The sequence below is a fragment of the Streptosporangium sp. NPDC002524 genome (assembly GCF_040295985.1).
Taxonomy (GTDB): Bacteria; Actinomycetota; Actinomycetes; order Streptosporangiales; family Streptosporangiaceae; genus Streptosporangium.
Genome location: NZ_JBEOWK010000056.1, coordinates 1 through 16,751, shown reverse-complemented (window position 1 = coordinate 16,751; position 16,751 = coordinate 1). Strand labels below are relative to the sequence as shown.

The 16,751-nt window shown below is 69.8% G+C and carries 11 protein-coding genes; 8 read left to right on the top strand and 3 right to left on the bottom strand.

Features of this window, described 5'->3' with window-relative positions:
- Nucleotides 1–119 precede the first annotated feature (119 nt).
- Complete coding sequence (locus tag ABT053_RS42885) at nucleotides 120–2,648, bottom strand: glycoside hydrolase family 9 protein (RefSeq protein ID WP_350977864.1); 2,529 nt, start codon at nucleotides 2,646–2,648, stop codon at nucleotides 120–122.
- 285 nt (nucleotides 2,649–2,933) lie between these two features.
- Nucleotides 2,934–3,827 (bottom strand): glutathione S-transferase family protein, encoded by an 894-nt coding sequence (locus tag ABT053_RS42880; RefSeq protein ID WP_350977861.1) that lies wholly within the window; start codon nucleotides 3,825–3,827, stop codon nucleotides 2,934–2,936.
- Between the two features lie 314 nt (nucleotides 3,828–4,141).
- On the opposite strand from ABT053_RS42880, the gene ABT053_RS42875 reads away from it, so the two are divergent.
- The 3 genes from ABT053_RS42875 to ABT053_RS42865 all read left to right on the top strand — a co-directional run bounded on the left by ABT053_RS42875 (nucleotide 4,142) and on the right by ABT053_RS42865 (nucleotide 6,089).
- Nucleotides 4,142–4,924, top strand: a complete 783-nt coding sequence (locus ABT053_RS42875) for an ABC transporter ATP-binding protein (protein ID WP_350977858.1) — start codon at nucleotides 4,142–4,144, stop codon at nucleotides 4,922–4,924.
- Nucleotides 4,921–5,442, top strand: a complete 522-nt coding sequence (locus ABT053_RS42870) for an NADPH-dependent FMN reductase (RefSeq protein WP_350977856.1) — start codon at nucleotides 4,921–4,923, stop codon at nucleotides 5,440–5,442. The genes ABT053_RS42875 and ABT053_RS42870 overlap by 4 nt, the downstream gene beginning before the upstream one ends.
- A 140-nt stretch (nucleotides 5,443–5,582) precedes the next feature.
- Complete coding sequence (locus ABT053_RS42865) at nucleotides 5,583–6,089, top strand: flavin reductase family protein (RefSeq protein ID WP_350977853.1); 507 nt, start codon at nucleotides 5,583–5,585, stop codon at nucleotides 6,087–6,089.
- Between the two features lie 447 nt (nucleotides 6,090–6,536).
- Here ABT053_RS42865 and ABT053_RS42860 read toward each other — a convergent pair whose 3' ends face one another.
- The gene (locus ABT053_RS42860) at nucleotides 6,537–7,595 is read right to left on the bottom strand and encodes an NAD(P)H-dependent amine dehydrogenase family protein (RefSeq protein WP_350977851.1); all 1,059 of its coding nucleotides are present in this window, start codon (nucleotides 7,593–7,595) and stop codon (nucleotides 6,537–6,539) included.
- Nucleotides 7,596–7,936: 341 nt separating this feature from the next.
- Here ABT053_RS42860 and ABT053_RS42855 point away from each other — a divergent pair, with 341 nt between their 5' ends.
- From ABT053_RS42855 to ABT053_RS42835, 5 genes are all read left to right on the top strand, one after another.
- Nucleotides 7,937–8,833, top strand: a complete 897-nt coding sequence (locus ABT053_RS42855; RefSeq protein WP_350977848.1) for an SDR family oxidoreductase — start codon at nucleotides 7,937–7,939, stop codon at nucleotides 8,831–8,833.
- A gap of 499 nt (nucleotides 8,834–9,332) precedes the next feature.
- A complete protein-coding gene (locus tag ABT053_RS42850; RefSeq protein WP_350977845.1) occupies nucleotides 9,333–12,806 on the top strand; it encodes a ThuA domain-containing protein in 3,474 nt (1,157 codons plus the stop codon).
- Nucleotides 12,807–12,936: 130 nt separating this feature from the next.
- Nucleotides 12,937–14,118: an ROK family protein gene (locus ABT053_RS42845; RefSeq protein ID WP_350977842.1), complete on the top strand. Its 1,182-nt coding sequence runs from the start codon at nucleotides 12,937–12,939 to the stop codon at nucleotides 14,116–14,118.
- A 17-nt stretch (nucleotides 14,119–14,135) separates the two neighbouring features.
- The gene (locus tag ABT053_RS42840; protein ID WP_350977841.1) at nucleotides 14,136–15,647 is read left to right on the top strand and encodes a sugar ABC transporter ATP-binding protein; all 1,512 of its coding nucleotides are present in this window, start codon (nucleotides 14,136–14,138) and stop codon (nucleotides 15,645–15,647) included.
- Between the two features lie 304 nt (nucleotides 15,648–15,951).
- On the top strand, nucleotides 15,952–16,751 hold an 800-nt coding region (locus ABT053_RS42835; RefSeq protein ID WP_350977838.1), incomplete at its 3' end, for an ABC transporter permease.

Genomic DNA, 16,751 nt, shown 5'->3' with positions numbered 1-16,751 from the left:
GTCGAGGGCCGAGGCCGAAACCGCCCGTGACACCGAGGGACCCGCCGGGGACGCGACGCGATGCGAAGGACCTGCCGGGGGCGCGACGGCCGCCTCGGGAGGCGGCCGCTCGACGCCGGTTACCTACAGAGGTCGCCGTTGAGGAGGAAGCGTTCCGGTTTGGGGTTGGGGCCGGGGGCGTCGGCACCGACGAAGCCGAAGGTGATCGAGCGGCCGGGCCTGATGGTCTTGTTCCAGGAGAGGTTCCTGGCGGTCACGGTCGCGCCGTCCTGGGTGAGGTCGGTGTTCCAGTGCCGCCGTACGGCCTGGCCGCCCAGGAAGGACCAGCTGAGGCTCCAGCCGTCGATCGCCGTGGTCCCGGTGTTGGTGACGGTGACCTGGGTGTTGAACCCGCCGGACCACTGGCCGTGGTTGGTGTAGGCGACCTTGCACGGGCCGGGGGCGGCGGGGGTGGCGAGGTAGGAGGAGATCCAGGCGAGCGGGGAGTTCCAGTTGATCGTCAGCTCGTTGGTGGCCCACGACTCGATGTCGTCGATGTAGCAGAACTGGGGCTTGCACCCCCGCAGCTTGGCCTGGGCCACCGGGTCCTGGATCGCGGAGTTCGGGCCTCCGGCCAGGGTGCCGCGCGGCGGGTTGGGCAGGGAGGGGTCGAGCTGGTGGGCGTACCAGCGGCTGTGCTGGTTCTTCGAGGCGACCTCGCCGTAGCCGGTCACGTACGACTGGTTGAGGGCGTTGCGCCCGAAGAGATAGTCGAGCCCCTCCAGCACCCCGTCGTGATACTTCGCCTCGCCGCTCAGGTCGTGGGCGACGGCCATCACGACCATGTTGTTGAGCACCAGGTTGTTGGAGCCCCAGTCGTAGTCCGGCGGGTTGTACGGGACACCGTACGGGTGGGCCTTCTGGACGGCGAGATACTTGTCCGCGCCCTCCAGGACCGAGCGGCGCACCCGCGCCCGGTCGGGGAGCGCGCTGGGCACGGAGGCCAGCTGCAGGCGGCCGAGCTGGGCGGTGTTGCCCCAGTCGAAGCCTCGATCGCGCCAGATGTCGCCGGTGTGGTGCGGCGAGGCGAGCACGTGGTCCCTGAACTCCCTGTCGCCGGTGGCGAGATAGAGCTCGGCGGCGGCCCAGTAGAACTCGTCGGTCACGTTGTCGTCGTTGTAGGCGCCGCCGCCCACCCCGTCCGCCGGGTCCGCGTACCGCGCGGGGTTCGCCCTCGCCGCCGCCCACGCCTTCCTCGCCGCCGCGAGGTTGCGCGCGGCGAACGCGGCGTCGTACGGCGCGAAGAGGCGGGCCGCCTGGGCCGCGGTGGCGGCCAGGTTGAGGGTCGCGGCGGTGGAGACCGGGTGCAGCTCGCGTGGCTGCGGGTCCAGGTGGGGCAGCAGGGGCAGCCCGGTCCACGCGGCGTCGTGGATCTTGTGGTGGGCCATTCCCGCGTACGGTTTCCCGTCGGGGACCTGCATGCTGAGCAGGAACTCCTGCTCCCAGCGGGCCTCGTCGAGGATGTCGGGCACCCCGTTGCCGCTCTCGGGGATGTCGAGGTCGCCGTCCCTGTGGAGGCCGTCGGCCTTGGCGCGCTCGAAGGCGGACATCAGCTGGTGGACGGAGATGCCGCCGTTGACGACGTACTTGCCGTGGTCGCCCGCGTCGTACCAGCCGCCCTTGACGTTCAGCGTGTAGTCGCAGACGCCCGGCTGGCAGGGCACCGCGACGTCACCCCGGTTGGGGGCGACCCCGACGTGCCCGGCGGGCCTGCCGTAGCCGGGGCGGAGGTCGTCGAGGATCGGGATGCCGCTGCGCTGGGTGTAGTAGAACTTCAGCGCGTCCGTCCTGAGCTCGCCGTAGACGTCCGCGCCGATGTCGAAGGGGCGGCTGGTCTCGCCGTCGGCCTCCAGGGTGTAGCCGGTGCCGGGGGCGGTGACCGTGCCGAAGTCGATCGAGTGCACGTTCTGGCCGGAGCTGGCGTCGACGCCGCGCGGGACCGTCTCCCCTTCGGAGACGGTCTCCCCGCCGCGCTTCAGCTTCCAGCCGACCGGCTCCGTCCCCTCGGTGACGAGGGTGGCGTTCTTCGGCCCCGAGGGCAGGTAGCCGACCATGTTCACCCGGACGCGGGGGCCGGTGTCCGGCTCGTAGACGTCGGGGTCGGCCCCGCCCTTGAGGGAGACGTTGTCCACGCAGAACCTCCACGGGGTGGCGCTGCCCCCGAGCTGGAACGCCACCTGCGCGCCAGGCAGGTCCACGGGTGAGGTGAAGGTGTAGCGGTAGTCGTTACCGGACACGCTCAGCTCGGGATTGGCCGACAGGTACTGCGTGTAGGGGTCCACCGGGAGCTGGACGAGGGCCTTGGCCACCCGGCCGGGCGTCGCGATCCCGAAGAAGGAGAACTCGTACGTCTCGTCCTTGACCAGGGGGATGTCGTTCTGGCCGACGATGACGTCCCACGGGTTGGCGGTGCCGCCGGGGACGTCGGCGCACAGCCGGCCGTCCTCGACCTCCAGCGCGGTGTTGCCGGTGCTCCACCAGGGGGCGGTGCCGCTGTCGAAGGTGCCGTTGACGATCTGTTCGGGGCCGTCCGCGGCGGCGGGCAGGGGGGTCAGGGTCACCAGGGCGGCGGCCGTGGCGAGGGCGAGCCAGGCGGGTGGTCTGATCACGGGGGGTCCTTTGGGCGGGGGAGGTGCCGGGTTGCGGGAGCGCGGGTCCGAGGATCCCGGTCGGAGGGTTCCAAGTGGGAGCGCTCCCACAACCTGGACGCCCGATGTTTCCAGCGCGTTTCGCCCACCGTCAACCGGCCCTCGTGCCCGGCCGCCCTCCGACCGGGCGAATGACCGATTTGCCCGATGAAACTTTCACGTCCTCCCGGGGCCGCCGCAGAAAGCGGTCCCGGGAACGCCTCGGGTAATCCCGGACGACGTCCCGGGAAGCGGTCGCGGGGACCCTCAGGGGGCGGTCCAGTCGATCTCCGGGCCCCGGGGCACGATCCCGCTCGGGTTGACGTTCGTCTGCGTCACGAAGTAGTGCCGCTTGATCTGGTCGAAGTCGGTCGTGTCGCGGAACGCGGGGACGGCGTACAGGCGGCGGGCGTAGGCCCACAGGGCCGGGTAGTCGGTGAGCCGCCGCACCGCGCACTTGAAGTGCGAGTTGTAGACGGCGTCGAACCTGGCGAGCGTCGGGTAGAGCCGCACGTCGCTCTCGGTGAGCGTGTCGCCGTGCAGGTGGCGGCGGGTGGACAGCCGCTCCTCCAGCAGGTCGAGCGTGGCGAACACGTCGGTGACCGCCTCGTCGTACGCCTCCTGCGAGCGGGCGAACCCGGCCCGGTAGACGCCGTTGTTGAGGCCCCGGAAGATCACCTCGTTGAGCGCGTCGATCTCCTCGCGCAGCTCCTCCGGGTAGAGGTCGGGGGCGCCCTCGGCGTGCCACGGCGCGAAGGCCGTCTCCAGGGTGAGGGTGATCTGCGGGTAGTCGTTGGTGACCAGGCGCTTGGCGGTGACGTCCCAGACGCAGGGCACCGTGTAGCGGCCCTCGTAGCCGGGGTCGGTGGCCAGATAGAGCTCGGAGAGGTACTCCACCCCGGTCACCGGGTCGCCCCCGGGGATCCGCCAGCCCTTCTCGTCCCTGATCGGGTCGACGATCGTCACCCCGACGACCTCCCGCAGGCCCAGCAGCTCGCGGACGATGAGCGAGCGGTGCGCCCACGGGCAGGCGTAGGAGGCGTAGATCTGGTAGCGGCCGGGCTCCGGCGGGTGCTCGCCGCCCGCCTCGATCCGCGTCGTGAACCGGTTCGGCTGCCTCTCGAAGCGACCGCCGCCGGAGATCTCCTTTTCCAGTTTCATGCCTCGACGTTACGGGACCCCGGCCGTGAGGGGCACCCGCTCCCCATAGGTATTTCATGTAAACCCAGTAGGAAATATTGACTTACCGCGGAGTGGTGCGTAGTTTCTCCGGTATGGGCATCTATCTGACGCGGTGCGCGCACATCGACCTCTGCCGCGTGTTCAGCGCACAGTGTCCGTGATCACGAATCCATCCGCCGTCCCCCACCCACACAGCACAGGACGCATCTCGTGATCACCATCAGACATGTCCCCGCCCCCGTCAACCTCCTCTCTCCCGCCACGTCCGTCCGCGCCCTTCCCGGAGGTGCCCGGTGAGGCTCAGCGTCCAGGGGGTCGGCAAGGAGTTTCCCGGCCGTGACGCCCACCGTTCCTTCGCCGCCCTCGACGACGTCGACCTCGACGTACGGGAGGGGGAGCTGCTCGCCCTGGTCGGGCCGAGCGGCTGCGGCAAGTCCACCCTCCTCGACCTGATCGCCGGGCTGGCCGCGCCGACCACCGGCCGGATCCTGCTGGACGGCGTCCCTCTCGACGGTCCCGGCCTCGACCGGGGGATCGTCCTGCAGCAGTACGCGCTGTTCCCCTGGCGCACGGCGCTGTCCAACGTCGAGTTCGCGCTGGAGGGCAGGGCCGCCACGAGGCGCGAGCGCGCCGAGCTGGCCAGGGGGTATCTGGACCTGGTGGGGCTGGGCGAGTCCGGGGACCGCTATCCCCACGAGCTCTCCCTCGGCATGCCGCAGCGCGTGGCCCTCGCCAGGAGCCTGGCCGCCGAACCGGCCGTGCTGCTGCTCGACGAGCCGTTCGCCGCGCTGGACGCCGGGACCCGGGAGTCGCTCCAGGAGGAGCTGGTGCGAATCTGGGAGAAGACCGGCACGACCATCCTGTTCACCACCCGGAGCATCGACGAGGCCGTCTACCTCGGCCGGAGGGTCGCGGTCATGACGTCCAGGCCCGGAAGGATCGGGCGGCCCGTCGAGGTGGATCTCGGCCCTCGCGAAGGCGATCCGAGGGGCGGCTCCCGCTTCGGGGAGTACCGCCACGAGGTGTGGAAGCTTCTCCGTTCCGACGTCGACCAGAAAGCACCGGTGGCCTCATGAGCATCGTGACCGTGGTGGGAAACCCGCGACCGGGGTCGCGCACCCACGGGGTGGCCCTCCGGGCGGCGGAGGCCGTCGCCCGGCGGATCGGGGACGAGGAGGCTCCCGAGGTCGTCGACCTGGCGGCACTCGCCCCGCTGCTGTTCGCCCCGGAGACGGCGCCGGAGGTGAGGGCCGCGGTGGAGCTGGTGGCCGGAGCCGACGTGCTGGTGGTGGCGAGCCCGACCTACAAGGCCACCTACACCGGTCTGCTCAAGGTGTTCCTCGACCGGCTGCCGGGCGGTGCGCTCGCCTCGGCGGTCGCGCTCCCGCTCCTGGTGATGGGGGACGCCAGGCACTCGCTGGCGGTGGAGGTCCATTTCCGGCCGTTGCTGGTGGAGCTGGGGGCGACGGTGCCCACTCCGGGCCTCGCGCTGCTGGAGTCGCAGATTCCCGGCCTCGACGCCGTTCTCGGTCCCTGGGCCGACCGGGCCGGCCCGCAGGTGATCGCGGCGCTCGGGAAAAGGGCCCCCGGGTGACAGAGGAAAGAGCCCGGATGACAGCGGGAAGAGATAGGGACCCCAAGGGGTTTTGAGTAGTGTCCTTTGTTCCTTAAAGGGGAAAAAGTGACCAAGTGGATCATCTGCATAGCAACCCACACAGTCCTAAGCGAGGCGGCATGACCGAGACACTGTCCGGCAGAGCGGTCGACGCCGAGCGTTTCCGGCAGGCACTGGCCGTCCACGCGGCCGGGGTCGTCGTCGTCACCGCGCAGGTCGACGGCGTACCGGTCGGCCTCACGGCCACCTCGTTCTCATCCGTCAGTCTCACGCCCCCGCTGGTCTCCTTCTACGTCGACCAGTCCTCGACCACCTGGCCCTGGCTCCGGCGGGCCGATCACTTCGCGGTGAACGTGCTGGCCAGCGACCAGGCCGAGGTGGCCTCGCGCTTCGCCAGGAAGAACGTCGACCGCTTCGCCGCCCCCACCTCCTGGACCCCCGGCCACCTGGGCGTCCCGCTGCTGGACGGCGTCTCGGCCCACCTGGTCTGCGCTCCCCACTCCACCGTCGACATCGGCGACCACGTCCTGGTCGTCGGGCTCGTGACCGAGACGAGCCTCGAACCCGGCGGGCGCCCGCTGCTCTATCACCAGGGCCGCTTCGGACGCTTCACCCCGCACACCTGATCCCTCTCGCCATCCCTCCCGCCCCTCTTGGCCTCTTGACCTCTCGATCCTTCGGGGACTCTCCGGCCGATCTCGCGAGGAACGCCCGTGCCGGGGTGTTCCTCGCGGGTGCCGGCGCGGGAGGGGGAACACGGCACGCGGTACGGGGGGCCGGGGGCGTCGAGGGGATCGGGGCGTGGGCGCGCCCGGTGGGTCAACGTCCTCGAAAAGGCGTATTGGCGCATTCGCGAACGCGTGCGAATCCGTTTGTCGGATAAATTGGATAAAAGCCGCGATTTCTCACTGATGGCATCATTCGCCAGTTGTCGTGAAAGAGGCTTTCTGCCGGTCGTACCCGGGCTCATGCGCGGCTCGTCCGCTCCGCCCGTGGGGCGGAGCCGGGGGATGTCCGCTCGCGGGAATACCTCGGAGGGGGGCCGAGGCCTCGGAGGGGGCCGAGGAGGATCCTCAGGCGAGGCGGACGGTGCCCCGGCCGGTGGCCAGGGGGAGATCCAGCGCGGTGCGGATGCCCGGCGGGGCGGCGCAGAGGGCGGCGACGGAGTTCACGGCGTGGGCGGCGGCCCCGGCCAGGCCGTGCGAGATCTCACCCACGGTGAGCATCAGCTGGGGCACGCCCTCGATGTGGACGCTGAAGCCGGGATCGGCCCAGCGGCCCACCCGGGTGGCGTCGGCCTTGTAGACGCACTCCACGGTCATGAAGGGACGGCCGCGGACCAGCCCGCTGAACATCCAGCGGGACGCGCACACGGTGCCCGCCCTGACCACCCCCGCGGCGATCTCGAACTCCTCGGACGCGAGCTCGAACTCGTCGCTCTCCTCGACCTCGTCGAGCGCCACGCCGAGGTTGTCGGCCACGAACTGGACGCTCTCGGCGAACAGCGAGCGCTGGAAGGCCCGGAAGGGGCGCACAGCCGCGACGTAGTCCTTGGCCGAACGGGTGAAGCCGAACAGGTCCACCACGATCTGCCGGGACGGGTGCCCCCGGAAGTCGGACGACTCCCGGACGTAGATGTGGTCGACGCGGCTGGACAGGCCGGTCAGCGTGAGCGGCAGGATGTCGCTCATGAAACCGGGGTTGACGCCGGTGCCGTGCAGGGACGTCCCTCCCGCGCGGCAGGCGGCCTCCAGGCGCTCCACCACCGCCGGGCCGTAGCACTTGGGATACACGAACCCGGTGGTGGTGATGACGTTCTTGCCGGCGGCGAGCAGCGCGCAGATGGTCTCGACGTCGCTCGGATGCTCCCCGCCGAAGTAGGACGCCGGCAGCGGCATGTGCAGCACGCAGTCGGCCTTCGTGGCGAGAATCTCCTCGACGTCGTCGGTGCAGGTGACACCGGCCTCGGGGAGCCCGACGAGGGTCCCCGCGTCCTGTCCCACCTTGTCCGGGTCGTAGACCAGGACCCCGGCCAGCTCGAACTCCGGCCGGGTGATCACGCTGCGCAGGGAGTATCTGCCGACGGCGCCCGTGGCCCACTGGACCACGCGCAGGGGCGGCGATAAGGACATATAGGGCCTCCAGCCCAAAATATTGGGCGGGGCCGTACTAGGAATTAGTGAGGGGTGTCGTCGTTGACCCTCGCCCGTGTGGGGCAAAAACTTTAGCAGAAATTAACACGCGTGCTTACTATGCGCAATGATCCCACGCGTTTTTGGTTACCATCCCACGGCTGTCTTCGCGCCTTGTTCCGTACCTCGCTTCGCGCCTTGTCCGCGGGACGGCGGGTCACCGGCGCGGGCGCCTCCACGGGCACCCGCGACGCCGCGCCCGGGGATGCCCATGGCATCACGAGGGCCGGGCGAGTTATTGTTCAGACGACTAGAATTATGTTCTCGTGGGAGGGTTGCGGATGTCAGAGCTGCGGTTTGACGGCAGGGTCGCGGTCATCACCGGCGCCGGGCACGGACTCGGCCGCTCGCACGCGCTGTCGCTCGCCGAGCGCGGCGCCAAGGTGGTGGTCAACGACCTGGGCGGGGCGCTGGACGGCACCGGCGCCTCCGCGGGCCCGGCCGCCGACGTGGTCGAGCTGATCAGGAAGAACGGCGGGGAGGCGACCGCCAACACCGACAACGTCGCGACCCCCGAGGGGGCCCAGGCGATCGTGCGGACCGCGATCGACACCTACGGGCGGCTGGACATCGTCGTCAACAACGCGGGCATCCTGCGGGACAGGTCCTTCGGCAAGATCAGCGTCGAGGAGTTCGACCAGGTCCTCGCCGTGCACGTCCGCGGGTCGTTCCTGGTCAGCCGGGCGGCGTTCCCTTACCTCAAGGAGCAGGGGTACGGCCGGATCATCAACACCTCCTCGCCCGCCGGGCTGTTCGGCAACTTCGGCCAGGCCAACTACTCCACCGCGAAGATGGGGCTGGTCGGCCTCACCAAGACACTCGGCATCGAGGGCGCCAGGGCCGGGATCAAGGCCAACGCGATCGCGCCGATCGCCTGGACCCGGATGACCGAGGAGATCCTGCCCGCCGAGTTCGAGGCCCGGTTCACCGTGGAGCGGATCAGCGCCCTGGTGACCTTCCTGGCGCACGAGGCCTGCGAGACCAGCGGCGAGGTCTTCAGCGTTGGCGGCGGCCGGATCGCCCGGGTGTTCGTGGCCGAGGGGCCCGGCTGGCGGCAGGACGACCACACGGTCGAGGACATCCGGGACAACTGGGAGGCGATCCTCGCCGAGCAGCCGTACCTGACCCCGACCACCCTCGGCAAGCAGGCGACCGCCTCGATGAGGGCGATGCTCTGAAAGTGCTCCGGCGGTGCTCCGGCGGTCACGTACCGGCCGCGGTGGCGGTCCGGACGTCGAAGGGCGCCCTCGTTTCGAGGGCGCCCTTTTCCGTGCCCTGTCTGAAAGTTTCCCGGCGGTCTCCGATGGTTTCCGGCGGCCCTGGAACGGTCCGGAGAAGGCGGCGCGGTCACGGCGATCAAATGAAACGCCCGGTAGGGGCATCGAGAGGGCTTGCGGGGGCGGGATCCGCTTTCCTGGCGGGGGCGAGGGGTTCTGCTTGCCCTAAGCAATCTTTTGCTTGACGGTCGACAGAACTCGTCCTTACCATCCTGAAATAAGGAGGAAATAAGCCAGAAACCGGCAAATTTCGAGATTTACTGCCACCTTCTCCCGCATCACAACCGGTCCGCCCGACAAGGCCGCCCGGTTCGTTTCGCATGTCCTTCTCATCCCCCCAGGAGATTCCATGCGTCGCCCCTTCACCGCCTTAATGGTCCCGGTCCTGCTCCTGTTATCCGTGTTTTCCGGCCTGTCTGTCTCCTCTGCGTCCTCGGCGACCGCGAAGGCGGCCGCCTTCCGGGTGCTGCTGTTCACCGAGACCGCCGACTACGTGCACGGCTCGATCCCGTCCGGCATCACGATGGTCCAGCAGCTCGCCGCCGCCAACGACTTCGAGGTCGTCCAGTCCGCCAGCTCGACCTCGCTCAACGACGCGAACCTGGCCGGCTTCGACGCGATCATCATGCTGCAGAACTCCGGCATGGTCTGGGACAACGAGGCCCAGCGGCAGGCCACCCAGAAGTTCGTCAACGACGGCGGCGGGATCGTGGCGATCCACAACACCACCGACATGAACATCGAGGCCCAGTTCCCCTGGTGGGACCAGCTCGTCCTGGGCGGCGCGCACATGACCGCGCACTCCAGCATCCTGCAGGGCACCGCCAAGGTCCTGGACAAGAAGCACCCCTCCACGGCGGGCCTGCCCGACCGCTGGACGCGTACCGAGGAGTGGTACAACTTCGACCGGACCATGCGGGGCGACGTCCACGTGCTGGTCACGGCCGACGAGACCACCTACGACGCCGGCGGCAGCAAGATGGGCGCCGACCACCCGATCTCCTGGTGCCGCAACGCCGAGGGCGGGCGCGTGTGGGCGACCGCGATGGGGCACGAGAGCGCCTCCTACAGCGAGGCCAACTTCCGCCAGCACGTGCTCGGCGGCGTCAAGTGGGCGGCCGGAAACGCCGCGGGCGACTGCGGCGGCACCGTGTGGAACCGGTTCCAGAAGGTCACGCTCGACAGCGCCCCCGACCAGCCGATGGGCCTGGACATCGCCGCCAACGGGGACGTCTACTACATCGCCCGCTCCGGCAAGCTCATGCTCGTCCGCAAGAGCAACGGCCAGATCGTGACCACCGGCACGCTGAGCGTCTACACCGGCGGTGAGGACGGGCTGATCGGCCTGGTCCTGGACCCGGGCTTCGCGACCAACCGCTGGGTCTACCTCAACTACTCGCCGACCGGTTCGGCGGCGGTGAACCAGGTCTCCCGGTTCACCCTCAACAGCGCCGGCGACAGCCTGGACCTGGCCAGCGAGAAGAAGCTGCTCACCATCCCCGCCACCAGGACCGACGAGCCGGGGCACACCGGCGGGCAGCTCGCCTTCGGGCCCGGCGGGAACCTCTACATCGGCGTCGGCGACGACATCAACCCCTTCTCCTCCGACGGGTACGCGCCGATCGACGAGCGCGCGGGCCGCGCCAACTTCGACGCCCAGAAGACCAGCGCCAACACCAACGACCTGCGCGGCAAGATCCTGCGGATCCACCCCGAGAGCAACGGCACCTACACGATCCCCTCGGGCAACATGTTCGCGCCGGGCACCGCGCAGACCCGCCCGGAGATCTACGCGATGGGCTTCCGCAACCCGTTCCGCTTCTCGGTGGACTCCGAGACCGGCTGGATCTCGGCGGCCGACTACGGCCCCGACGCGGGATCGGCCAACGCCAACCGCGGGCCCGAGGGCACCGTCGAGTGGAACCTGATCAAGTCGCCCGGCTTCTACGGCTGGCCGTACTGCGTCGGCAACAACACCCCGTTCAACGACTACAACTTCGCCACGTCCACCTCGGGGGCGAAGTTCAACTGCGCGGCGCCGGTGAACAACTCGCCCAACAACACGGGCCTGACGAACCTGCCCGCGGTCAAGGCGGCCACCGTCTGGTACACGTACCACCTCACGCCCGAGTGGCCGGAGATGGGCACCAGCGGCGGCGCGGCCCCGATGGGCGGGCCGTTCTACCACTACGACGCGGCCAACCCCTCGGAGACGAAGTTCCCCGCGTACTTCGACGACACCCCGTTCTTCTACGAGTGGAGCCGCAACTACCTGATGGAGATGCGGCTGGACGGGAGCGGCAACGTCCTGAAGACCAACCGCTTCCTGTCCAACCTCGGGTTCAGGTCGCCGATGCACATGAAGTTCGGCCCCGACGGCGCGATGTACCTGATCGAGTGGGGGGCCGGCTACGGCGGCACCAACCCCGACGACGGCGTCTACCGGATCGACTACATCAACGGCTCGCGCTCCCCGATCGCGAAGGCGGCCGGGACGCCCACCTCCGGCCAGGCCCCGCTCACCGTCCAGTTCTCCTCGGCGGGCTCGGCGGACCCGGACGGGGACCCGTTCACCTACGCGTGGGACTTCACCAGCAACGGCTCGACCGACTCCACCGCGGCGAACCCCTCGTTCACCTACACCGCCAACGGCACCTTCACCGCGAGGCTCACGATCACCGACTCGTCGGGCAAGAGCGGCTCGGCGACGGTGCCCATCACGGTCGGCAACACCGCGCCGGTCGTGAGGTTCGGCTCGCCGCCCGACGGCACGGCCATCTCCTTCGGCGACTCGGTCCCGTACACGGTGACCGTCACCGACCCCGAGGACGGCACGATCGACTGTTCCCGGGTCAGGGTGGTCACGGCGCTCGGCCACGACACCCACAGCCACGACACGGGCCAGTTCACCGGCTGCTCGGGGACCGTGGTGACCACGAACTCCGGCCACGACGCCGACGCCAACACCTTCTACGTCCTCACCGCGACCTACACCGACAACGGCGGCCTGTCCCACACCGCGAACCTGATCCTGCAGCCCCGGCAGAAGCAGGCCGAGTACTTCACCGGCTCGTCCGGGGTCCGGATCATCGACCAGGCCGGCGCGCAGAACGGCAAGCGCGTCGGCGACATCTCCAACAACGACTGGATCTCCTTCGCGCCGATGAGCGTCCAGGGGGTCGCGTCGGTGTCCTACCGGGTGTCCTCGCCCGTGGGCGGCGGCTCGATCGAGCTGCGCGCCGACTCGCCCACCGGGCAGCTGCTGTCCACCACGGCGGTGCAGAACACCGGGGGCTGGGACACCTACCAGCAGACGGTCACCAGCTCGGTGGCGGCGCTGTCGGGCAGCCACCCGCTGTTCCTCGTGTTCAAGCACCCGACCGCCAACCAGTTCGACCTCGACTCCCTCACCCTGAACGCCTCGGGGGGTTCGAGCGGGCCGGTGGCGGGCGGCGTCTACACGCTGGTCGCCGCGCACAGCTCCAAGGCGGCCGACGTCGAGGGCCAGTCCACGGCCGACGGGGCCAGGGTGGTCCAGTGGGCCGCCAACGCCGGCACCAACCAGCAGTGGAGGTTCACCGCCGCGACCGGCGGCGCCTTCACCCTCACCGGGGTCCAGGGCGGCAAGTGCCTGGACGTGAACGCGGCCTCCACCTCGCCGGGGGCACCGATCATCCAGTGGACCTGCCACAATGCCGCTAACCAGCAGTGGAGGTTCACCACCGGGACGAACGGCGCCTGGAAGATCACCTCGGTCGCGAGCGGTCACTGCCTGGAGGTGCCCGGCGCCTCGACCGCGGACGGCACGCAACTCACCCAGGCCACCTGCGGGACCGGTACCAACCAGCAGTGGAGGCTCACCAGGGTGAGCTGACCGGAGCGGTCAAGTTCGCCGACTTTTGCCGATTGAGGCAAAAGTCGGCGAACCGTTAGGTAAAAGTGATTCACAAACCGGTCTAAAGAGGGTTAGCTTCTGCACACCTGCTCGGAACAGGGAGGTGTTCGTGAAGCGGACCGTCGCTCGGCCGGAGAACGCGCACCAGGCTGCGCTCCTCCGGCTGCTACGCGAGAGAGCGCGGTCACGGGCCGAGCTCGGCGACGTGACCGCCCTTTCGCGTTCGCGCCTCAACCTGGAGCTCGACCGGCTCGTCGAGCTGCGCCTGGCCGAGCAGGCGGGGCTCGCGGCCTCGCGCGGCGGGCGCAGGTCCGGTCTGGTACGGCTCTCCGGAGACCTCCGCTTCGCCGGGATCGACATCGGCGCCACCTCCATCGACGTGGTCGTCACCGACGGCGAGCTGGAGATCCTCGGCCACCTGAGCCAGCGGTGCGACGTGCGCGACGGCCCGGTGGCCGTGCTCGACCAGGCGATGGAGATGATCGCCAAGCTGGGCGAGCAGGGTCTGTTCACCGAGCTGCACGGCGCGGGCATCGGCGTCCCGGGCCCGGTCAGCTTCCGCGAGGGAGTGCCGGTCGCGCCCCCGATAATGCCCGGCTGGGACCGCTACCCCGTCAGGGAGGCGGTCGGCCAGGCCCTCGGCTGCCCGGCCGTGGTCGACAACGACGTCAACATCATGGCCCTCGGCGAGCTCCACTCGGGGCTGGCCAGGCAGGTGGACGACTTCCTGCTCGTCAAGATCGGCACCGGCATCGGCTGCGGCATCGTGGTCGACGGAAAGATCTACCGGGGTGTCTCCGGCAGCGCCGGGGACATCGGCCACATCCGCGTCGACGACCAGGGCCCCGTCTGCGCCTGCGGCAACGTCGGCTGTCTGGAGGCCTACTTCGGCGGGACCGCTCTCGCCAGGGAGGCCACGGCCATCGCCGGGCGCTCGGCCTACCTGGGCCGGCGACTCGACCAGACGGGTACCCTCACCGCCGAGGACGTCTCCTCGGCCGCCGAGATGGGCGACGCCGAGGCGGTACGGCTCATCCGCGACGGCGGGCGCAGGGTCGGCACGGTGCTGGCCGGCCTCGTCAGCTTCTTCAACCCCGGCCTCGTGATCATCGCGGGAGGGGTGGCCCAGCTGGGCCACGTCCTCCTGGCGGAGATCAGAAGTGTCGTCTACCGCCGGTCACTGCCCCTGGCGACCGGCAACCTGCCCATCGTGCTCTCGGAGCTCGGACCCGACGCCGGTGTGGTCGGCGCGGCCAGGCTCGGCAGCGACCACGTCCTCTCGGCCCCATGATGAACCAGCGAGGCCCCATGTCAGAAGCCACCCCCCTGCTCCTCATGCGCGGGATCGTCAAGCAGTTCCCCGGAGTGCGCGCCCTGGACGGCGTCGACCTGGAAGTGCTGCCCGGAGAGGTGCACTGCCTGCTCGGCCAGAACGGTGCCGGGAAGTCCACTTTGATCAAGACCTTGGCGGGCGCTCACCAGCCCGACGAGGGGACGATCACGCTGAACGGTGAGGAGGTGCGGCTGTCGAGCCCGATCGCGGCGATCCGGCTCGGGATCTCCACGATCTATCAGGAGCTGGACCTGGTGGACGGGTTGAGCGTGGCCGAGAACGTGTTCTTGGGTCATGAGCCGTCGCGGATGGGGTTCGTGGGCCGTTCCGAGGCGGCGCGGGCGACGCGGGAGTTGCTGGCGCGGCTGGGGCACGCGGAGATCCGCCCGTCGGTGGAGGTGGGCCGGTTGTCGCCGGCGGCCAAGCAGGTGGTGAGCATGGCGCGGGCGCTGTCGCACGACACCCGGTTGATCATCATGGACGAGCCGTCGGCGGCGCTGGCCCATGACGAGGTGGGCAACCTGTTCCGGATCATCCGGGAGCTGACCGCGCAGGGGGTGGCGGTGGTCTACATCTCGCATCGGCTGGAGGAGATCCGCGAGATCGGGGACCGGGTCACGGTGCTCAAGGACGGCCGCACGGTCGCGGTCGGCCTGCCGGCCAAGGAGACGCCGACCTCGCAGGTGGTCTCGTTGATGACCGGCCGCAACGTCGAGTACGTCTTCCCGCCGCGCCGCGCGGAACCCGTCGCGGGCGACGAGGTGCTGCGGGTCGAGAACCTCACCGTCCCCGGGGTCGTCTCCGACGTGTCGTTCTCGGTGCGGGCGGGGGAGATCGTGGGGCTGGCCGGTCTGGTCGGCTCGGGCCGCTCGGAGATCATCGAGGCGGTGTACGGGGCGCGGCGGTTCTCCGGCCAGGTGGTGCTGGAGGGCAAGACGGTGCGCCGGGGCGGTGGCACGACCGGTGCGGTGCGGCTGGGGATGGGGCTGGCGCCCGAGGAGCGCAAGGCGCAGGCGTTGCTGCTGGACCAGAGTGTCTCGCGCAACATCAGCCTGGCGAGTTTGGGCCGGTACTCGCGGCTGGGCTGGATGGACCGGCGCCGTGAGGCGGCCGATGCGCGGGAGATGGTGCAGGCGCTGGACATCCGCCCCTCGGATCCGGAGCGGCCGATCAAGACGTTGTCGGGCGGTAACCAGCAGAAAGCGGTGCTGGCCCGGTGGTTGCTGAACAACCGCAAGCTGCTGTTGCTGGACGAGCCGACCCGCGGGGTGGATGTGGGGGCTCGGGCGGAGTTGTACGCGCTGGTGCGGCGGCTGGCCGACGAGGGGATCGGGGTGTTGCTGGTCTCCAGCGAGGTTCCCGAGGTGCTGGGGCTGGCCGATCGGGTGCTGGTCCTGCGCGAGGGCCGGGTCATTCGTGAGGCCGGCGCGGGTGAGCTGGACGAGCACGCCGTCCTCGACATGATCATGGAGGGGAGTGCCCTGTGACCTCCTCCGGAAAGCGCCCGGTGACTTCCTCCCGAGAGCGCCTCGTGACCCCCTTCGGAAAGCAGCCGGTGACCTCCTCCGGGGAGCGGACCCCCTCCGGCAAGCGCCCGGTGACCTCCTTCGCCACCGGAAGACCGGGGGAGGCCGGGGAGCCCGGGGAGCCCGGGAACCCACGGCACACCGCGAGCGCCGGACGTCCCGGACGCGCGGGAACTAGTGAAAGGAACCGACAGGTCTTCATGGACGTCACCTCCCTCCGTTCCGGAGCCCCGAGCGTCTCGGCGGTGCTCCGGTGAAGCCGCCCGTGGACGAGAGCGACCGCGTCGAGGCGCCCGCTCGCAAGCCCGTCACGGCGAGCCCGCTCTCCCGCCTCGGGGAGACGCGTCATCTCGGCCTGGTGGTCGCGCTGGTGCTGCTCGCCGTGGTGGGTCTGGTCACGGTGCCCGACACCTTCGCCACGACCTCGAACATGGTGAGCATCCTGTCGCTGGCGGCGACCATCGGGGTGATCACCGTCGGCATGACGTTCGTGATCATCGGTGGGGGTATCGACCTGTCGGTGGGTGCGATCATGGCGTTGGCGTCGGTGTGGGCGACCACGCTGGCCACCCAGTCCTACGGGCCGTTCGTGATGATCGTGTGCGCGGTGCTGGTGGGCACGGGTGCGGGTCTGGTCAACGGGTTGCTGATCTCGTACGGGCGGATGGTGCCGTTCATCGCCACGCTGGCGATGCTGGTGGCCGCCCGGGGGCTGGCGCAGCGGATGTCGGACCGGCGTACCCAGCTGGTGCAGCAGGGCAACGAGATGATCGTGGAGCTGTCAACCAGCCGGGTGCTGGGCATCCCGGTGCTGGTCTACATCTTCGCGCTGGTGGTGATCGCCGGGTGGGTGCTGTTGAACCGCACCACGTTCGGCCGTCGCACCTACGCGGTGGGCGGTAACCCGGAGGCGGCGCGGCTGGCGGGCATCGACGTGCGCCGGCACACCGTGATGTTGTACGCGCTCTCAGGGTTGTGCTGTGGCATCGCGGCGGTTTTGATCATGGCCAGGACCACGACGGGTTCCTCCACCCATGGGGATCTGTACGAGCTGGACGCGATCGC